16 protein-coding genes are annotated in these 16449 nt (G+C 70.5%); 11 read left to right on the plus strand and 5 right to left on the minus strand.

Features of this window, described 5'->3' with window-relative positions:
• Positions 1 to 23: 23 nt before the first annotated feature.
• Together ND450_RS11785 and ND450_RS11790 are read right to left on the minus strand one after the other, a co-directional pair.
• Positions 24 to 1787, minus strand: a complete 1764-nt coding sequence (locus ND450_RS11785) for a bifunctional sugar phosphate isomerase/epimerase/4-hydroxyphenylpyruvate dioxygenase family protein (protein ID WP_305885218.1) — start codon at positions 1785 to 1787, stop codon at positions 24 to 26.
• Positions 1777 to 2625: a shikimate dehydrogenase gene (locus tag ND450_RS11790; RefSeq protein ID WP_253326180.1), complete on the minus strand. Its 849-nt coding sequence runs from the start codon at positions 2623 to 2625 to the stop codon at positions 1777 to 1779. The genes ND450_RS11785 and ND450_RS11790 overlap by 11 nt, the downstream gene beginning before the upstream one ends.
• A 322-nt stretch (positions 2626 to 2947) precedes the next feature.
• Between ND450_RS11790 and ND450_RS11795 the strand changes: the two genes are divergently transcribed.
• The 3 genes from ND450_RS11795 (at position 2948) to ND450_RS11805 (ending at position 5453) form a co-directional block, all read left to right on the plus strand.
• Positions 2948 to 3592 (plus strand): TetR/AcrR family transcriptional regulator, encoded by a 645-nt coding sequence (locus ND450_RS11795; RefSeq protein ID WP_253326181.1) that lies wholly within the window; start codon positions 2948 to 2950, stop codon positions 3590 to 3592.
• 74 nt (positions 3593 to 3666) lie between these two features.
• The gene (locus tag ND450_RS11800; RefSeq protein WP_253326182.1) at positions 3667 to 4980 is read left to right on the plus strand and encodes an MFS transporter; all 1314 of its coding nucleotides are present in this window, start codon (positions 3667 to 3669) and stop codon (positions 4978 to 4980) included.
• Between the two features lie 89 nt (positions 4981 to 5069).
• The gene (locus tag ND450_RS11805) at positions 5070 to 5453 is read left to right on the plus strand and encodes an STAS domain-containing protein (protein WP_253326183.1); all 384 of its coding nucleotides are present in this window, start codon (positions 5070 to 5072) and stop codon (positions 5451 to 5453) included.
• Between the two features lie 56 nt (positions 5454 to 5509).
• On the opposite strand, the gene ND450_RS11810 is transcribed toward ND450_RS11805, so the two are convergent.
• Together ND450_RS11810 and rraA are read right to left on the minus strand one after the other, a co-directional pair.
• Positions 5510 to 6400 (minus strand): endonuclease/exonuclease/phosphatase family protein, encoded by an 891-nt coding sequence (locus ND450_RS11810; RefSeq protein ID WP_253326184.1) that lies wholly within the window; start codon positions 6398 to 6400, stop codon positions 5510 to 5512.
• A 99-nt stretch (positions 6401 to 6499) separates the two neighbouring features.
• Entirely contained in the window at positions 6500 to 6979 is a 480-nt protein-coding gene (gene rraA / locus ND450_RS11815) for a ribonuclease E activity regulator RraA (protein ID WP_253326185.1), read from the minus strand.
• A 171-nt stretch (positions 6980 to 7150) separates the two neighbouring features.
• On the opposite strand from rraA, the gene ND450_RS11820 reads away from it, so the two are divergent.
• Both ND450_RS11820 and ND450_RS11825 read left to right on the plus strand, forming a co-directional pair.
• Positions 7151 to 8020: a GntR family transcriptional regulator gene (locus ND450_RS11820; protein WP_253326186.1), complete on the plus strand. Its 870-nt coding sequence runs from the start codon at positions 7151 to 7153 to the stop codon at positions 8018 to 8020.
• A 269-nt stretch (positions 8021 to 8289) separates the two neighbouring features.
• On the plus strand, positions 8290 to 10197 hold the full coding sequence (locus tag ND450_RS11825) for a PIG-L family deacetylase (protein WP_253326187.1): 1908 nt from the start codon (positions 8290 to 8292) through the stop codon (positions 10195 to 10197).
• Positions 10198 to 10329: 132 nt separating this feature from the next.
• On the opposite strand, the gene ND450_RS11830 is transcribed toward ND450_RS11825, so the two are convergent.
• A complete protein-coding gene (locus ND450_RS11830; RefSeq protein WP_089918104.1) occupies positions 10330 to 10506 on the minus strand; it encodes a CsbD family protein in 177 nt (58 codons plus the stop codon).
• Between the two features lie 229 nt (positions 10507 to 10735).
• Between ND450_RS11830 and ND450_RS11835 the strand changes: the two genes are divergently transcribed.
• The 6 genes from ND450_RS11835 to ND450_RS11860 all read left to right on the plus strand — a co-directional run bounded on the left by ND450_RS11835 (position 10736) and on the right by ND450_RS11860 (position 16393).
• A complete protein-coding gene (locus tag ND450_RS11835; RefSeq protein WP_253326188.1) occupies positions 10736 to 11473 on the plus strand; it encodes a D-Ala-D-Ala carboxypeptidase family metallohydrolase in 738 nt (245 codons plus the stop codon).
• Positions 11474 to 11598: 125 nt separating this feature from the next.
• A complete protein-coding gene (locus ND450_RS11840) occupies positions 11599 to 13095 on the plus strand; it encodes a family 43 glycosylhydrolase (protein WP_253326189.1) in 1497 nt (498 codons plus the stop codon).
• 86 nt (positions 13096 to 13181) lie between these two features.
• The gene (locus tag ND450_RS11845; RefSeq protein ID WP_089918107.1) at positions 13182 to 13802 is read left to right on the plus strand and encodes a DUF47 domain-containing protein; all 621 of its coding nucleotides are present in this window, start codon (positions 13182 to 13184) and stop codon (positions 13800 to 13802) included.
• On the plus strand, positions 13802 to 14791 hold the full coding sequence (locus ND450_RS11850; protein ID WP_253326190.1) for an inorganic phosphate transporter: 990 nt from the start codon (positions 13802 to 13804) through the stop codon (positions 14789 to 14791). Before ND450_RS11845 ends, ND450_RS11850 begins: the two co-directional genes overlap by 1 nt.
• 93 nt (positions 14792 to 14884) lie before the next feature.
• Entirely contained in the window at positions 14885 to 15118 is a 234-nt protein-coding gene (locus ND450_RS11855) for a hypothetical protein (RefSeq protein ID WP_253326191.1), read from the plus strand.
• Positions 15119 to 15235: 117 nt separating this feature from the next.
• On the plus strand, positions 15236 to 16393 hold the full coding sequence (locus ND450_RS11860; RefSeq protein WP_253326192.1) for a glycosyltransferase: 1158 nt from the start codon (positions 15236 to 15238) through the stop codon (positions 16391 to 16393).
• Positions 16394 to 16449: the final 56 nt, after the last annotated feature.

A 16449-nucleotide genomic window follows, 5' to 3' on the forward strand; every position in this document is an offset into this window, starting at 1 on the left:
ATGATCACGGAACCGTCCACGGCTCACCGACCTCGGCGCACCTCGTGGTGGGCCGCCATCCGCACGGGCGCGTTGACCACCCCGAACCCGCTGTAGCCGCCGATGCGCTGCACCACCTCGAAGAACACGCGCGCCCCGGCGAGTTCGGTGTAGAAATGCAGGTATTCGCCGCGCTCGTCGCGGTCGTACAGCACCGACCGCGCCCGCAACGCGGCGACGCGTTCGGCGGGCAGGTCGGTGCGTGCGGCGAGGTCGTCGTAGTAGTTGCCGGGGACGTCCACCAGCCGGGCACCCGACCGCCACAGGGCCTCGGCGCACGCGACCGCGTCGGCACAGGTGAACGCGATGTGCTGCGGTGAGGGCACGGCGGGAGCCCATCCGCCGCGCCGGACCAGCGCGGCGTCCAGGGTGAGCCGCACACCGCCGCTCACGCCGCGGCCCCGCACCAGTCCGAACGGCGCCGCGAACTCCGCCGTGGCACCGGGTTCGAGCCCCAGGACCGAGCGGTAGAAGAGCGTGGCCTCGTCGAAGTTGTCGAACGGCTGGGTCAGTGCCACGTGGTCGATGCCGGTGATGCCCGCGCCCGGCGCCGACTCCCCCGTGGGCACGAAGTCGCCGAGCCAGTCGTCGTCGGCGCACAGGAAGACGTGGGTCCCGTCGGGGGCGGCGATCGCGGTGAGCGGTGCTTCGCCGGGGCCCGCCGTGCGTGACAGCGGTGGCGCCAGCAGGACCTTCGCGCGCTGCGCTGCCCCCGCCGGATCCGGCACGGTGATCCCCAGCGCGCCGATCTCGCCGGGCTCGCCCTCCGCGTTCACCAGCACGCGCGCGTCGCCCTGCGTCCACAGCTCCACCGGTTTCGAGCGGTGCACGCCCGTCCGGGAGAAGCCCAGCGAGGCCAGGTCCGGCCCGCCCACCAGTTCGGCGAAGGCGTAGCCGGTCGCCCCGGGCGCGGCCGGAACGTCCAGCAGCCCCAAGGAATCCTGGAGTGCCAACAGCGACCGCCGCGCGTCGACCGCGGCGCGATAGGGATCGGCCTGGCGGAAGACGTCGTTGAACACCTCCAGCGACAGCGGCCCGCGATAGCCCGCGTCGAGCACGTTGCGGGTGAACGTCGTCAGATCGAAGTCGCCCTGTCCCGGGAAGAGCCGGTGGTGGCGACTCCACTGCAGGACGTCCATCGGCAGCGTCGGAGCGTCCGCCAGCTGCAGGAAGAAGATCTTCTCGCCGGGGATCGCGCGAATCGCCCTGGGATCGTCCTCTTTGGACAGAATGTGGAAGCTGTCGAGGCACACGCCGAGAGCGGGGTGGCCCGCTCTGCGCACGATCCGCCACGCGTGCTCGTAGCCGTTGACGAACCGGCCCCACGCCAGCGCCTCGTAGGCGATGCGCAGACCCCGCTCGGCGGCACGGGAGGCAAGCAGGTGCAGCTGCTCGGCAGCGAGGTCGTCGTCGTTGATCGAGTCCGGCGACACGGACGAGCACACCAGCACGGTGTCCACGCCCAGCTCGGCCATGACGTCGAACTTGTGCTCCGCCCGCCGGAGATTGCGCGCCAGCACGTCCGGCGGCACGGCCTCGAAGTCGCGCAACGGCTGGTACAGGTCGATCGTCAGCCCCAGGCCGGCGCAGCGCTCGCGGATCTCCGCCGGACCGCGGCGGTCCGCGAGCAGGTCGTTCTCGAACAGCTCCACGCCGTCGAACCCGGCCGCGGCGGCCGCGGCGAGCTTGTCGTCGAGCGTGCCGGACAGGCACACGGTGGCGATGGCGGTGCGCAGGTCAGGAAGCATGCGCGGGCTCCCCCTCCAGCTCCTCGAAGTGCGCGAGCATCCGCCCGGCGTCCGGCTCGACGCCGGTGAACAGCCGCAACGACTCCGCGGCCTGCAACACGACCATCCCGCCCCCGTGCAACACCCGGCACCCCCTGGCGCGCGCCGCCGCGAGCAGCGCGGTCTCCAACGGCCGGTAGACGATGTCCGCGACCCAGAGCTCCTCGCGCAGCAACGACTCGTCGATCGGCAGCCCGGGATGCGCCGCCATGCCCGTCGGGGTCGCGTGAACAAGCCCGTCGGCGGTCCGCACGGCCTCGGGCCCGCACCGAACCGCCCGGCCGGCACCGAACCTGCGCTGGAGGGACTCCACCAGCCGTTCCGCGCGCCCCGGGTCCACGTCGTGCACGGCAAGGCGACCAGTGCCGAGCGACAGCAACGCGTGCCCGACCGCCGCCCCCGCCCCACCCGCGCCGAGCAGGACGACCTCGTCCAGACGCACACCGGGAAGCCCGCGGCCGAGACTGCGCGCGAACCCGGTGGCGTCGGTGTTGTGCCCGACCGCCCTGCCGTTCTCGAACACCACGGTGTTCACAGCTCCGAGCGCCGCGGCCTCCGGAACCAGCTCGTCCAGGTGCGGCAGCACGGCCTGCTTGCCGGGATGGGTGACGTTGAGCCCGTGGAACCCCTGTTCGCGCGCCGCGGCGAGCACGTCGCCCACCGGCCGGCGGAGGTCGTCGAGGTCGAGCAGGCGGTACGTGTAGCGCAGACCCAGCTCGGCGGCCTCGCGCTCGTGCAGCGCGGGGCTCAGGGACGGGCCGATGCCGGAGCCGACGAGCCCGATCAGGTAGTGGGTCACGCGGCCTCCCGCCTAATGTACGAACTAGTGAGTTCACGGTAGCGCAGGTGGGTCGTGGCGGGAAGGGGGCGCTCGGCCCGGCCACGCTTGGCAACACGGCCAGGCCACACGCCTGCAGTCCCCGCACCGCCTCCCGCCACCGCCGCGACGCGGCGGCCCCGACGCAGTGGGCACGGGCCGACGAGGCGAGGCCGGAGCAGCCAACCGCAGCACCGCCCCACCCACAGGCCCACCCACCGACCCGCCCGGCACCTCACTCCCCCGCCCCTCCCCACCCCAGGCACTAGAGTCGGCTGTTCACCAGCAGATCGAAGGGGGCCCGGTGGCCGCACCGTCGTCATCCGATGCCGAGCGCCAGCGGGACAAGGACCGCACCCGCGCCGACATCCTGGACGTTGCCACGCGGGAGTTCGCGGACAAGGGCTACACCGGCGCGCGCGTCGACGAGATCGCCGAGCGGACCAGCACGACGAAGCGGATGATCTACTACTACTTCGGCGGCAAGGAGCAGCTCTACATCGCGGTGCTGGAGCGCGCCTACCTGGCGATCCGGGCGCTGGAGGCGGAGCTCGACGTCGAGCACCTCGCGCCGGAGGACGCGATCCGGCGGCTCGCGGAGCTGACGTTCGACCACCACGAGGCGCATCCGGACTTCATCCGGCTCGTCAGCATCGAGAACATCCACCGCGCCGAACACATCGCCCGGTCCGAGGTGCTGGCGGGGCTCGCGAACCCCGCGCTCGACGGGCTCGCCCAGATCCTCGAACGGGGGCGCGCGGCCGGGCGGTTCCGCGAGGACGTCGACCCGCTCGACGTGCACATGGTGATCAGCTCGTTCTGCGTCTTCCGGCTCGCGAACCGGCACACGTTCGCGGCGATCTTCGGGCGAGACATGCTCGATCCCGGCCGGCGCGAGCACTACCGAAGCATGCTCGGTGACATGCTGGTCGACTACCTGACCAGCTGAAACAAATCCTTGACACGCGGCGGCCCCATGTCCGACCTTGTATTAACTAACTAGGTCGTACATAGGAGTACGCCGTGACCACTTCGATGGCCCGCAAGACTGCGCTGGCAGCCTGGATCGGCAGCGCCCTCGAGTACTACGACTTCTTCATCTACGGCACCGCCGCCGCCCTGGTGTTCAACAAGGTCTTCTTCCCCGCGGCCGATCCGGCGACGGGGACGCTGCTCGCGCTCGCCACGTTCGGCGTCGGCTACCTCGCGCGGCCGCTCGGCGCGTTCGTCCTCGGGCACGTCGGCGACCGCTTCGGGCGCAAGAAGGTCCTCGTGTTCACGTTGCTGCTCATGGGCGTGGCGACCTTCGCCGTCGGGTGCCTGCCGACCTACGAGACGGCCGGGGTGCTGGCACCGGTCGCGCTCGTCGTTCTCCGGCTGCTGCAAGGACTTTCGGCGTCCGGGGAGCAGGCCGGCGCGAACTCGATGTCGCTGGAGCACGCCCCCGAGCACCGGCGGGCGTACTTCACCAGCTTCACGCTGAGCGGCACGCAGGCCGGGCAGATCCTCGCCACGGCGATCTTCCTGCCCGTGGCGGCGCTCCCCCAGGAGGACCTGCTGTCGTGGGGCTGGCGGGTCCCGTTCTGGTGCAGCGCGGTCGTCGTGGTCGTCGGGCTCGTCATCCGCCGCAAGATCGACGAGACCGCGGAGTTCAAGCGCGCCAAGGTGGCCAAGCTGCCGGTCGCGACGTTGTTCCGCACGCACTGGGCCGACGTCCTGCGCGTGGTCCTCGCGGCCACCATCGCCTCGGTCAGCACGATCTTCACCGTCTACGCGCTGAGCTACGCGGTGAACACGATCGGGCTGGCGCGCACGCCCATGCTGTGGGTCGGCGTCCTCGCCAACGTCGTCGCGCTCGCCGCGATCCCCGCGCTGGCGCGTCTTTCCGACCGGATCGGCCGCAAGCCCGTGTTCCTCGCCGGCTGCGGCGCGTGCGCGGTCCTGATCTTCCCGTACCTGTGGTCGATCTCCATCGGCGCGTACGCCCTGGTGTTCGCGCTCGGGATCCTGCTGTTCGGCGTGGCGTACTCCGCGATCAACGGCATCTGGCCGTCTCTCTACGGCGAGATGTTCAGCACGGAGGTCAGGCTGTCGGGCATGGCGATCGGCACGCAGATCGGGTTCGCGATCGCCGGTCTCGCCCCGAGCGTGGTGGCGGCGATCGGTTCCGCGCGTGAGGACTGGATCGGTGTCGCAACGTTCACGGCAGCAGTGTGTGCGCTCAGTGCGGTGGCGATCGCTACGGGACGCGAGACGTTCAAGCGTCCCACGGCGGAATTGGGACGAACGACGCGAGAATCACCGGTGAGCAGCACTGGAAGTGTGCGAACGGCGTAGAAGAGGCTACAGTCGAGAGACCGAGCGGTTGAGCTTGCAGCTGCGTCCACTTCCGAAGTTCAGTTCGCGAAGGCCGGGAGGCTCCTGCCATGCCGAACACTTTCCTCGGACCACTGCACGTGCAACGCGAAGTGCACGGTCTCGCCGTCGTCGTCCGCGCGACGGGCGAGATCGACGAGTTCACCGTTCTGCCGCTGCGAATGGAGTTGCAGACCGCACTCGCGATGGCGACGCCGCCGTACCCCGTCGTGGTCGACCTGTCCGCCATCCGGTTCTTCGGGTCGTCCGGGCTCAACGAACTCCTCACGCACCACCGGGACGCGCGCGCCACGGGCGTTCCGCTCCGGATCGTGGCGGCGCACAAGGCCGTGCTGCGGCCGATCACGATGACCGGGCTCGACGAGGTGCTCGAGCTGCACCCGGACGTCGAGCACGCGCTGTCGGCCGACCGGAGCGTGTGGACCGCCTGCTGAGCAGACGGCCGAGCGGCGTCACCGTCCTGAATGGACCGTGACGCCGCTCCCCCGCGTCACGGCTTGGTCAGCCGCACCAGGAATCCGTCGTGATCGGTGTGGCTCAGGCCGTACTTGGTCGTGCTGACGAACGCGTTGTCGCTCGAGAACACCACGTGCTGCACGTCTCCGTCACCCTTGCGGACGTGCCCCGGCGGCACGCAGTTCTGCGCGTTCTCCGGGTCGGAGGTGTCGTACTCGAGGTTGAAGTCGCCTCCGACCACCGTCCTCCCGCTCAGGCCCTCCGCGGACCGGATGTTCGGGACGACGTCGAACAGCAGCGCCCGGCACTGCGCCAGCGCGACCGGTTCACTGCTCGCGGACAGGTGCGTCGCGCACGAGAGATGGTCGCCCACGGCGTACACGCAGGCGAACGTCCGCTGCTCGTTCCCACCGTCCTGGCTGGTGTACCGGCCGCTCCACGCGTTCACGCCGCGGTAGTTCGCCGCCGCCACGCGCCCGAGCACGGCGTTGCCGTAGTCCTGGCCGTTGACGCACTTCACCGGGGTGCCGGTGTCGCGGCGGAGCGCGGGCACGAACAGGTTGTACACGTGGTCGCCCGGCCACGCCTGCGACAGCGCGGGCGCCAACTGGCTCGGCACGTCGTTCGAGCAGATCTCGTTGAGCGTCACCAGGTTCGGCCGCACGCTGCGGATCAGGCCCGCCGCCTCGGGGACCGACCGGCCCTGCGAGTAACAGCCCGCCACCCCGCTGTTGCACAGGTTCAGCTGGAGCTCCCAGAACCGTTCCGCGGCCGCCGCGGGCGCACGTTCCCGTGGCGGCACCACGACCGCCGACGCCTCCAGGTACTCCACCGACGGACCTTCCGCCATGACAGGCGCCGCCATGGACGTGAACACCACGACCGCCGCCATCACGGACGCGGCCACCTTGCCGTGTCTCCGCACCTCTTGCCCTCCAGTCGGCTGGGATCACCGCGTTCCTGATCCTGGCAGCGATCACGGCGTGGAGGGAGCCTTTGCGCCCAGCCGGCAAACCTGGGGGCGTCAGGCGGGAGGCAGCAGTGCCACCCCGTCCTCGTCCGCGTGCAGCACGTCTCCCGGCCTGAACTCGATCCCGCCGAACGTGACCGGCACGTCCACCTCACCCGCGCCGGTCTTGCCGCTCTTGCGCGGGATCGTGCCGAGCGCGAACACGCCGAGGTCCATGCCCGCGAGCACGGCGCTGTCCCGCACGGCTCCGTGCAGCACGAGCCCGGCCCAGCCGTTCTCCACGGCGGCCGTGGCGATCAGGTCGCCCGTGAGCGCGGTGCGCAACGATCCGCGGCCGTCGACCACGAGCACGTCGCCCTCGCCCGGCGTGCGCAGGAGGCCGCGCACCAGGTCGTTGTCCTCGAAGCAGCGCACCGTGCGGACCCGGCCGGCGAACCGGGCGCGGCCGCCGAGGGAGCGGAACTGCAGGTCGCACACGCGCAGCGCGTCGCCGTGTTCGTCGACCAGGTCGGCCGTCGCGACAGGGGTGATCACCGGGTCGCCTCTGGTTCGATCATCGGAAGGTCCGATCCGAGCTCGTGGTGTCAGCGTGACCGTAACTCGCGCGCGGTATTTTGCAAACAGCTAATACCATCGAGATGACCCGCGTCCCCGGCGGTGTTCCGTAGACTGCGCGGCGAACGATCTCTCCGTGAGGATGGACGCATGCCGCCGACTCAGCTCACCCGTCAGGTCGCCGCGCGCATCGTCGAGTACATCCGCGCCGAACAGGTCGCCGCCGGCACCCGCCTCGTCGAACGCACCCTGGCCGACCAGCTGCGCGTCTCGCGCTCACCCGTCCGCAACGCACTGCGCCTGCTTGCCGAGTCGGGCGCCGTCGCCGAGGCCGAACGCGGCGGCTACACCGTCCTCGACACCGCGGACCTCGACCTCGACAAGGACGCGGAGGACAGCGCCGGCGAGGCCGTCTACCTGACCATCGCCTCCGACCGCCTGGACGGCGTGCTGCCCGACCGCATCACCGAGAGCGCACTCGCCCGCCGGTACTCCCTCACCCCAGCGCAGCTCAACCGCATCCTGCGCCGCGCGTCGTCCGAGGGCTGGATCGAGCGGCTGCCCGGCTACGGCTGGGAGTTCAAGCCGACCCTGACCTCCGAACAGTCCTATGCGGACAGTTACCGCTTCCGCCTCACCATCGAACCGGCCGCGATCCTCGAACCCACGTTCGTGCTGGACCGCGCCGCGCTCGAACACGTCCGCGAGCAGCAGCAACGCCTCGCGGACGGCGCCATCCACGACCTGGACAACATCGAGCTGTTCACGATCAACCACGTCTTCCACGAGACGATCGCGGAGTGCAGCCGCAACGGTTTCTTCATCGAGGCGCTGCGCCGCGTCGACCGCCTGCGCCGCCTGGTCGAGTACCGCCGCTCGCTGCCCCGGGAGAGCGGTGTCGTGCGGTGCCGCGAGCACGTGGAGATCGCCGACCTGCTGCTGGCCGACAGGCGGGTCGAGGCGGCCGAGCGGATGCGCGAGCACCTCAGCACGGTCACCGCGCAGAAGACCGGATCCTAACCGGGGATCGTGACGCCGCGGGTGATGGCGGGACGAAGGGGCGGGTGCCCTGGGAGGTCAGCGCCCCTGGGGTGCCACTCCGGGTTGTAGTGGTCGGCCGCCGGGGTTCCGGTGCCGGGCTCCGCTTTCCTCAGGTGCTGCTCGTGGATGGTGGTCCGGCATCCGCGAGTTCACGACCGTCCGCACGTACCGGATGAGCGGTTCGGTGTAACGAAGATTCATCGGCGACCGAAGTCCGGACATCAGAGCACCACCGGGAGGCCGCCGAAATGCCCAAGATCAGCAGACGCACGGTTCTGAAGGCCGGCGGCACCGCCGCCGCGCTGACCGCCGTCGGCGTCAACGCCGGAACCGCGCACGCCGACGTGCCGACGGGCGCGAGCTTCGTGAACATCATCGCGCACTCCGACGACGACCTGCTGTTCATCAACCCGGACATCCAGCCGGCGATCCTGTCCGGCTGTCCGGTGCGGACGATCATCCTCACCGCCGACGAGTTCAACGGCACCGGCAACCTGACCCGCGAGCAGCTCTCCGCCGAGCTGCACAAGGGCCAGCGCAACGCCTACGCGTCCCTCGCGGGGGTGGCCAGCACCTGGACGCGCACCGCGATGGTCGTGGCGGGCAAGACCGTCGAGGTCAACACCCTCGACGGCAAGCCGAACGTGCAGCTCGTCTACCTCAACCTGCCCGACGGCGGCGACGACCTTCACCTCGACGCGCTGACCAACCTGTGGAACAGCACCTCCTACAGCACCAGCACGATCGTCCCGACCGGCAGCCCCGCGAGCCAGGTCCAGAACTACACGCAGTCCGCCCTCGTCAACGTCCTCGTCGAACTGCTGCAACAGTTCCAGGCGACCGTGATCCGCTGCCAGGACCCCTACCCGGACGACGCCCGCTACGGCGGCGACATGCCGGAGCACTGGGACCACGTCGCCGCGGCGAAGTTCGCCCAGCGGGCCGTGAAAGCCTACGAGGGACCGACCGGCCGCCCGTACGCGCTGCTCGTCCGCTACCGCTGCTACAACACCCGCACGTCCCAGCCGAACGTGCCGCTGGCACTGCGGACGCCGAAGACCAACGCCTACAACAAGTACAAGGCGCAGGACCCGCTGACCGGCGACACGTTCGACGTGAACATGTCGCGCAGCTACGAGCGCTGGCCCGTCTCACCGCAGTGGGTCGCGCGGGACAGCGCCGGCACGCTGCACGCGTTCATCGCGGCGGGCGACTCGCTGATGTGGTGGCGCCAGCCCACCGGCGGTGCCTGGGTGGGCCCGTCGCTGTTGCTGGCCGGGTCGTTCGCCCCCGGTGTCGCGGTCGCGATGCGCGGTGACAACCGCCTGCAGCTGGCGGTGCTCGACCTCGACACCGCCGCGATCCGCACCTGCACGCAGACCGCCGCGGGCGCGCAGGGCTTCGGCGCGTGGACCTCGCTCGGCAACCCCAACAGCGGCACACCCGCCTACCAGACACCGGTCTTCGGCGTCTCGAACGGCGTCCTCGAGCTGTACGTGGTGAACCGCGCCGGCACGCTCGGCAACAAGTGGCAGGTGGGCAACGGTTTCAGCACCAGCTGGGCCACCGCGAGCGGCGGGGGCGGCAAGGCGATGTCCCAGCCCTCCGCCATCACCGCCCCGGGCGGTCGCATGCACATCTTCGCCGACGGCAACGGCAACGCGTTGCACTGGTATCAGAACGTAGGCGGCGCAACGACTTACCAGGCCCTCACGGTCGCCGCGCAGAGCACCGCGTCCATCGGCACCACCCTGGACGGCAACCGCGTCCGCGTCTTCACCCGCCGCCACAGCGACGGCGCCATCGGCACCCTGCGGGAGCAGTCGGCCAACGGCGCGTGGGAGACGACGCCCCAGAACCTGGGCGGCATGGGCGGTCTCGGTCCGGTGGCGGCGGTGACCTCCGGCGGCCGCTGCCTCGCCTTCGCCCGCAACGACTCCTACGGTCTGAGCTTCACCCGCCAGGACGCGGCAGGCACGTTCACCCCGTGGCAGGACCTAGGCGGCTACGCCGAAGCGGCACCCGCCGCGGTGGTGGACGCGCAGGGCCTCGTGCGGGTGTTCGCGCTGGGCGGCGACATGAGGCTCCACGAGCGCGTGCAGACGGCCGTGGGCCCGGACGCGCCCTTCGGGTCGTGGCAGCTGGCGGGCAACTAGCGCGGCGGGGCTTCTACGGCGGCACGCAACCGGTCCACTGGAATCGGCACCGGCCAACGAGAACAGGCCCACGACCCCGGAAACGCCGGGAGCGCGCACCCCGACGGGTGCGCGCTCCCGGCCATCCACCGCTCAGTCCTTCTTGAAGGCGTCCTTCACCTTCTCCGCCGCCTCCTTGAGGTGGCCCTTCGTCTGGTCGGCCTGACCCTCGCCCTGGAGGCTCCTGTCGTCGGTGGCGTCGCCGACGCCTTCCTTGACCTTGCCCTTGAGCTGGTCGGCCTTGGCGTCGATCTTGTCGTCGGTGCCCATGTGTCCTTCCCCGGCACCTGAGTCTCAGGTGCGACGTCCGGCCTGGGATTCCCACAACGGCCGATCTGAACCCATCCGATCGCGATCCGGCTGAAACCCTGTTCGCTCGGACAGGGCCATCCAGGTGGTTTCTCTTCGCCGAACTGAATGTTCATTTGGTGGCTCGTTGACAGATCCGGCACCGACTCGACAGGCTGCACGTCCCTGTGATCGAAAGGTGCCGCTTGTCATGAAACTCCGTTTCCTCTTACCGGTCGCCGCCCTGCTCTCCGCCGCCGTCCTCGCACCGGCGGCGACGGCCCAGGCGGACCCCGTCAGCGCCGCGGACGCCTGCTACACCTGGAACCGCACCCTGTCGCAGGGCGCGTCGGGTGAGGACGTGCGCCAGCTGCAGATCCGGGTGGCGGGCTACCCCGGCTACGGGGCCGTGCTCGGGATCGACGGGCAGTTCGGGCCCGCCACGAAGGCCGCGGTGACCCGGTTCCAGCAGGCGTACGGTCTCGGTGCGGACGGCATCGCCGGGTCGGCGACGTTCGCGAAGATCTACGCGTTGCAGGACGACGACTGCACGCCGGTCAACTTCTCCTACGACGAGCTCAACAACTGCAACACCACGTGGGCGGGCGGCAACGTCTCCGCGGCGACAGCGCGGGCGAACGCGCTGGTGTCCATGTGGAAGCTGCAGGCGATGCGGCACGCCATGGGCGACCGGCCGATCGACGTCAACGGCGGCTTCCGCAGCGTCGCGTGCAACAACGCCGTCGGCGGTGCGTCGGGCAGCCGCCACCTCTACGGCGACGCGGTCGACCTGGGGGCCGGGCCGCAGGGCTTCTGCGCGCTGGCGCAGCAGGCGCGCAACCACGGGTTCAACGAGATCCTCGGCCCGGGCTACACCGGCCACAACGACCACGTGCACGTCGCGCACAAGTCGTCCCGCTTCTGGTCCGCCCCGAGCTGCGGAATCTGACCGCCGCGACGCGGTGATCGGCGGCCACGCCGGTCACCGCGTTCTCGTTCCCGATCTGGACAGCGGTCCACGGTGGGTGTTTGGATCGATGCACACCGTGGTTACAACGTTGTAAACCCTGCAGATTGGACGAGACGTTGTCCTCGAAGATCGTCACCTCAGTTCTCGCCGCCCTGCTGCTGGGCGGCGTGCCGGCCGTGGCCTCGTCCGCGGCCGCCGTGCCCGACTTCTCCACAGCGGAGGCCGGCAACCCGATCGTGGACGGGTGGTACGCCGATCCCGACGTCGCGTACTACGACAACAAGCACTGGATCTTCCCGACGTCGTCGCGTCCCTACGACGAGCAGACGTACCTGGACGCCTTCTCCTCCACCGACCTCGTCAACTGGACCAAGCACCCCAACGTGCTGACGACGGCCGACGTCTCCTGGGCGCGCCGGGCCGTGTGGGCGCCGGCGCCCGTGCAGCGCAACGGCAGGTACTACCTGTACTTCGGCGCCAACGACATCCAGAGCAACTCCGAACTCGGCGGCATCGGCGTCGCGGTCGCCGACCGGCCGGAGGGGCCGTACCGGGACGCGATCGGCAAGCCGCTGATCGCCCAGTTCGTCAACGGCGCGCAGCCCATCGACCAGGATGTGTTCATCGACGACGACGGTCAGGCCTACATGTACTACGGCGGTTGGGGCCACTCCAACGTCGTCAAGCTCAACGCGGACATGACGAGCCTCGGCCGGTTCGCCGACGGCAGCACGTACAAGGAGATCACGCCGGCGAACTTCACCGAGGGTTCGCAGATGTTCAAGCGCAACGGCAAGTACTACTTCATGTGGTCCGAGGACGGCTGGACCGGCCCGAACTACGCGGTGTCGTACGCGATCTCCGACTCGCCCACCGGGCCGTTCACGAAGATCAGCCGCGTGCTGAGCCAAGATGCCTCCGTGGCACGGGGTTCCGGCCACAACTCGGTGATCAACGTGCCCGGCACGGACATCTGGTACATCGTCTACCACCGCCGGCCGTTGAGCCGCACGGGCGCCAACGACCGCCAGATCGCCTACGACCGCATGACCTTCAACGCCGACGGCACCATCCAGCCGGTGACCATGCGGGTCAAGGACAACTTCGACGACCGCAACTCCGTCGGCTGGACCACGCACGGCGGCACCTGGTCGGCGAGCGGCGGCCGGTACGAGACCGGGGCCTCGTTCGGCGGGAAGTCGTTGCTGGACACGAACTTCTCCAACTTCGTGCAGGACGTGGACGTCACCCCGAGGTCCGCGGCCGGGGACAGCGGCGTCGTGTTCCGCGCGACGGGCGCGGCCACCGGCACGGACAGCTACCGCGGCTACTACGCCGGCATCACCGGCACCGGGCGGGTCGTGCTCGGCAAGGCGGACAACAACTGGACGCAGCTCGCGTCGGCACCGGTGACCGTCCGGCCGAACACCGCGCACCACCTGCGGGTGGAGGCGGTCGGCTCGTCGATCAAGGTGTTCGTCGGCGACATGACCACGCCGAAGATCACGGTCACCGACGCCAGCTTCTCCAGCGGCGCCAACGGGGTGCGCGTCTTCAACACCGGTGCGGCGTTCGACGACTTCGCCGTCGCCCACCGGTAGGCCTCACGTGGTGGCGTTCGGTCCTCGGAGGACCGAACGCCACCCCGCGTCCGTTTGGGCACGACCACGGCGGGTAGCCGCCCCGCATGCGCATCAGCCGCAAGCCCACGGGTGAGAAGTTCTTCGAGCTGTTCACCGAGATCGGCAGGAACATCGGCGCGAGCGTGGAGCTGCTGCGCACGTTCGTGCGGGCGCCCGTCGAGCAACGCGCGGAGCTGGCCGAGCGGATGCACGCCCTGGAGAACGCCGGGGACGACGCGACGCACGCCATCATCCAGCACCTCGACCGGTCGTTCGTGACGCCGTTCGACCGGGAGGACATCTACCGGCTGGCCTCCACCCTGGACGACGTCGTCGACCACATGGACGCCGCCGTCGACCTCGCGACCCTCTACCGCGTGGGTGAGCTGCCGGACGGTGTCGCGGCGCAGACCGACCTGCTGTGCCGGGCCGCCCGGCTGACCGCGGAGGCGATGCCGCGGCTCGCGGAGCCGCAGGAGCTGACGGCGTTCTGGGTCGAGGTCAACCAGCTCGAGAACGAGGCCGACCAGGTCTACCGGCGGCTGTTGTCGGAGCTGTTCAACGGGCAGCGCGACGCCTTGGAGGTCATGAAGCTCAAGGACGTCGTGGACGAACTGGAGGCCGCCGCCGACGCCTTCGAGCACGTGGCCGACGCGGTGCACTCGATCGCGGTCAAGGAAGCGTGATGCCGACCGCCGGACTGGTGCTCGTGGTGGTCCTGGCGCTCGCCTTCGACTTCACCAACGGGTTCCACGACGCGGCCAACGCCATCGCCTCCGCCGTGTCCACCCGCGCGCTCACCCTGCGCGCCGCCCTCTCGCTCGCCGCGGTGATGAACCTGGTCGGCGCGCTGCTGGGCACCGGCGTCGCCGTCACCATCGCCTCCGGCATCATCGACACCCCGGTCGGCGACGACGCGCTGCACGTCGTCACCGCCGCCCTGGTCGGTGCCATCACCTGGAACCTGGTCACCTGGTACTTCGGCCTGCCGTCGTCGTCCTCGCACGCCCTGGTGGGCGGCCTGGTCGGAGCGGCGCTGGCGTCCGCGACGACCGTGCACTGGTCCGGCGTGCTGGAGAAGGTCGTCATCCCGATGGTCGTCTCCCCCGTCGTCGGACTGGTGCTCGGCTACGTGGTCATGACGGTGATCCTGTGGACCTTCCGCAACGCCAACGCCCACCGGGCGGGCCGCCTGATGCGCCGTGCGCAGGTGTTCTCCGCGGCGAGCCTCGCGCTGGGACACGGCCTGCAGGACGCGCAGAAGAGCATGGGCGTCATCGTTCTCGCGTTGGTGGTCAGCAGCCGGCAGGACGACTATTCCGTGCCGTTGTGGGTCATCGTGGCGTGCGCGCTGGCGTTGTCGGCCGGGACGTACGCGGGCGGCCTGCGGATCATGCGGACCCTGGGCAGGCGGATCTTCCACCTCACGCCGCCCCACGGTTTCGCCGCCGAGCTGTCGGCCTCCTCGGTGCTGTACGCGACCGCGTTCCTCTTCCACGCCCCGATCTCGACGACGCACGTCATCACGTCGGCGGTGATGGGCGTCGGCGCGACCACGCGCCGTTCGGCGGTGCGCTGGTCCGTGGCCGCCGACATCGCCAAGGGGTGGGTGCTGACCCTGCCCGCCTCCGCCGCCGTCGCGGCCGGTGCCTACGGGGTCGTGGGACTGTTGTGAAGCCGTGACGCGGGAGGGGTTTCGGCCGGGCCCGGCGGGTACTCGACAGGCACGTCGAGCACCACGCAGCCCCTCCAGCCACCGGGAGCTCCCATGCCGGCCTCTCCGTCCCCCGGCCTCGGTCGTGTCATCACCTACCTCAACCCGGACGCGCTGCACCCCGACGCCTACGTGCGCGGTGTGGTGTCCGGGTCGCACGTCGTCGATCCGGAGACCGGGCGCTCGTGGGTGTCGGTGCTGCTGCCGAACGGGTCGACCACCGTCCTCGACACCGTGAACGTCCTGCGCGTGCAGGAGGCCGACCAGGACGGCAACTCCAAGGTTTGAGCCGGCGGACCACGGGGTAATCGCCGAGACGCCCTGATCCCAGGGCGGTTGAGGACTCCGAGTTGAGCAGACAGCTCGTCACAACGTGCTCGTCACGCCAACAATCGGAGTGACCAATTGAAGATCGCCATGGTGTCCGTCCACGGAGGCCCGCTCGCCGACGCCTCCGGCCCGCAGGAGGACACCCCCGTCACCGGACTGTCGGCCGCGTTGGCCAGGCAGGGACACGAGGTGACGGTCTACCACCGCCGGGACCGCCCGGACGCACCGGAGAGGATCCGCACCGATCGCGGTGTCGAGGTGGTGCTGGTGCCCGCCGGGCCGCTCGAGCCGTTCGCGGACGAGCACGTGCTGCCGCACATCGGCGACTTCACCTCCTTCATCCTGCAGGACTGGGCCTCGTCCCCGCCGGACGTCGTGCACGGGCACCGCTGGATGTCCGGCATGGTGAGCGTGCTCGGCGGCCGCCGGGCCGGTGTCCCGGTCGTGCAGACGTTCCACTCGCTCGCGGCCGCGGAGCAACGCGACTGCCCCGTCGACACCGCTTCGGACGAGCGCCGCAGGATCGAGGTGCTGGTGGGCAGGGAGGCGGCGCACGTCACCGCCGGCAGCGCCGGTGAGGCGTTCGAGCTCGCCAGGACCGGGGTGAAGCGCACGAAGATCTCCGTCGTGCCCGGCGGTGTCGACGTCGCGGCGTTCACCCCCGAGGGCCCGCGGGCGCCGCGCGACCGGCCGTTCCGGGTCGTCACGCCGCTGCACCGCCGGCACACGGGCGCCGTCGTCACCGCGCTGTCCCGGATCGACGGTGCCGAACTGGTCGTCAGCGGGCTTCCGGCCCAGGGCGACCCCGTGGTCGAGAAGCTGCGCGAGCGAGGGCGGCAGGCCGGCACGAAGGTCGTGTTCGCCAGGGCCGTCACGCCGGAACTGCTGCGCTCCGCGGACGCCGTCGTGTGCGCGTCGTCGTACGAGCCGTCCGGCGCGCTGGCGCTCGAAGCGATGGCCTGCGGTGTGCCGGTCGTCGCGAGTGCCGTGGACGCGCTGGCCGACGTCGTCGTGGACGGCGTGACCGGTCTGCTCGTGCCGGCCGGGGAGCAGGAGGGCCTGGCGCGGGCGTTGCGCTCGCTCCTGCTGAACGACACGTTGCGCGACGAGTTCTCCGTGGCGGGCCACGACCGCGTCATGGCCCGGTACTCCTGGGACCACGTCGCCGCGGACTTCCTGCGCGTCTACGAACGCGCGGGTGCTCCCACCGGTACGCCGATCGTGGCCCGATGACCGCCGCCGAGAACGTGACGACGATCCGCGTTTGCGAGCGCCCCGCCGGGGCTACC

Source organism: Lentzea sp. HUAS12 (genome assembly GCF_024125735.1).
In the GTDB taxonomy this organism is placed as follows: domain Bacteria; phylum Actinomycetota; class Actinomycetes; order Mycobacteriales; family Pseudonocardiaceae; genus Lentzea; species Lentzea albida.

Excerpts from the sequence above, each read along its gene's own strand:
- ND450_RS11785 (WP_305885218.1), bottom strand. The coding sequence starts at position 1,787 with ATGCTTCCTGACCTGCGCACCGCCATCGCCACCGTGTGCCTGTCCGGC.
- ND450_RS11805 (WP_253326183.1), top strand. The coding sequence starts at position 5,070 with ATGCCGAACACTTTCCTCGGACCACTGCACGTGCAACGCGAAGTGCAC.
- ND450_RS11820 (WP_253326186.1), top strand. The coding sequence starts at position 7,151 with ATGCCGCCGACTCAGCTCACCCGTCAGGTCGCCGCGCGCATCGTCGAG.
- ND450_RS11825 (WP_253326187.1), top strand. The coding sequence starts at position 8,290 with ATGCCCAAGATCAGCAGACGCACGGTTCTGAAGGCCGGCGGCACCGCC.
- ND450_RS11830 (WP_089918104.1), bottom strand. The coding sequence starts at position 10,506 with ATGGGCACCGACGACAAGATCGACGCCAAGGCCGACCAGCTCAAGGGC.
- ND450_RS11835 (WP_253326188.1), top strand. The coding sequence starts at position 10,736 with ATGAAACTCCGTTTCCTCTTACCGGTCGCCGCCCTGCTCTCCGCCGCC.
- ND450_RS11845 (WP_089918107.1), top strand. The coding sequence starts at position 13,182 with ATGCGCATCAGCCGCAAGCCCACGGGTGAGAAGTTCTTCGAGCTGTTC.
- ND450_RS11850 (WP_253326190.1), top strand. The coding sequence starts at position 13,802 with ATGCCGACCGCCGGACTGGTGCTCGTGGTGGTCCTGGCGCTCGCCTTC.
- ND450_RS11855 (WP_253326191.1), top strand. The coding sequence starts at position 14,885 with ATGCCGGCCTCTCCGTCCCCCGGCCTCGGTCGTGTCATCACCTACCTC.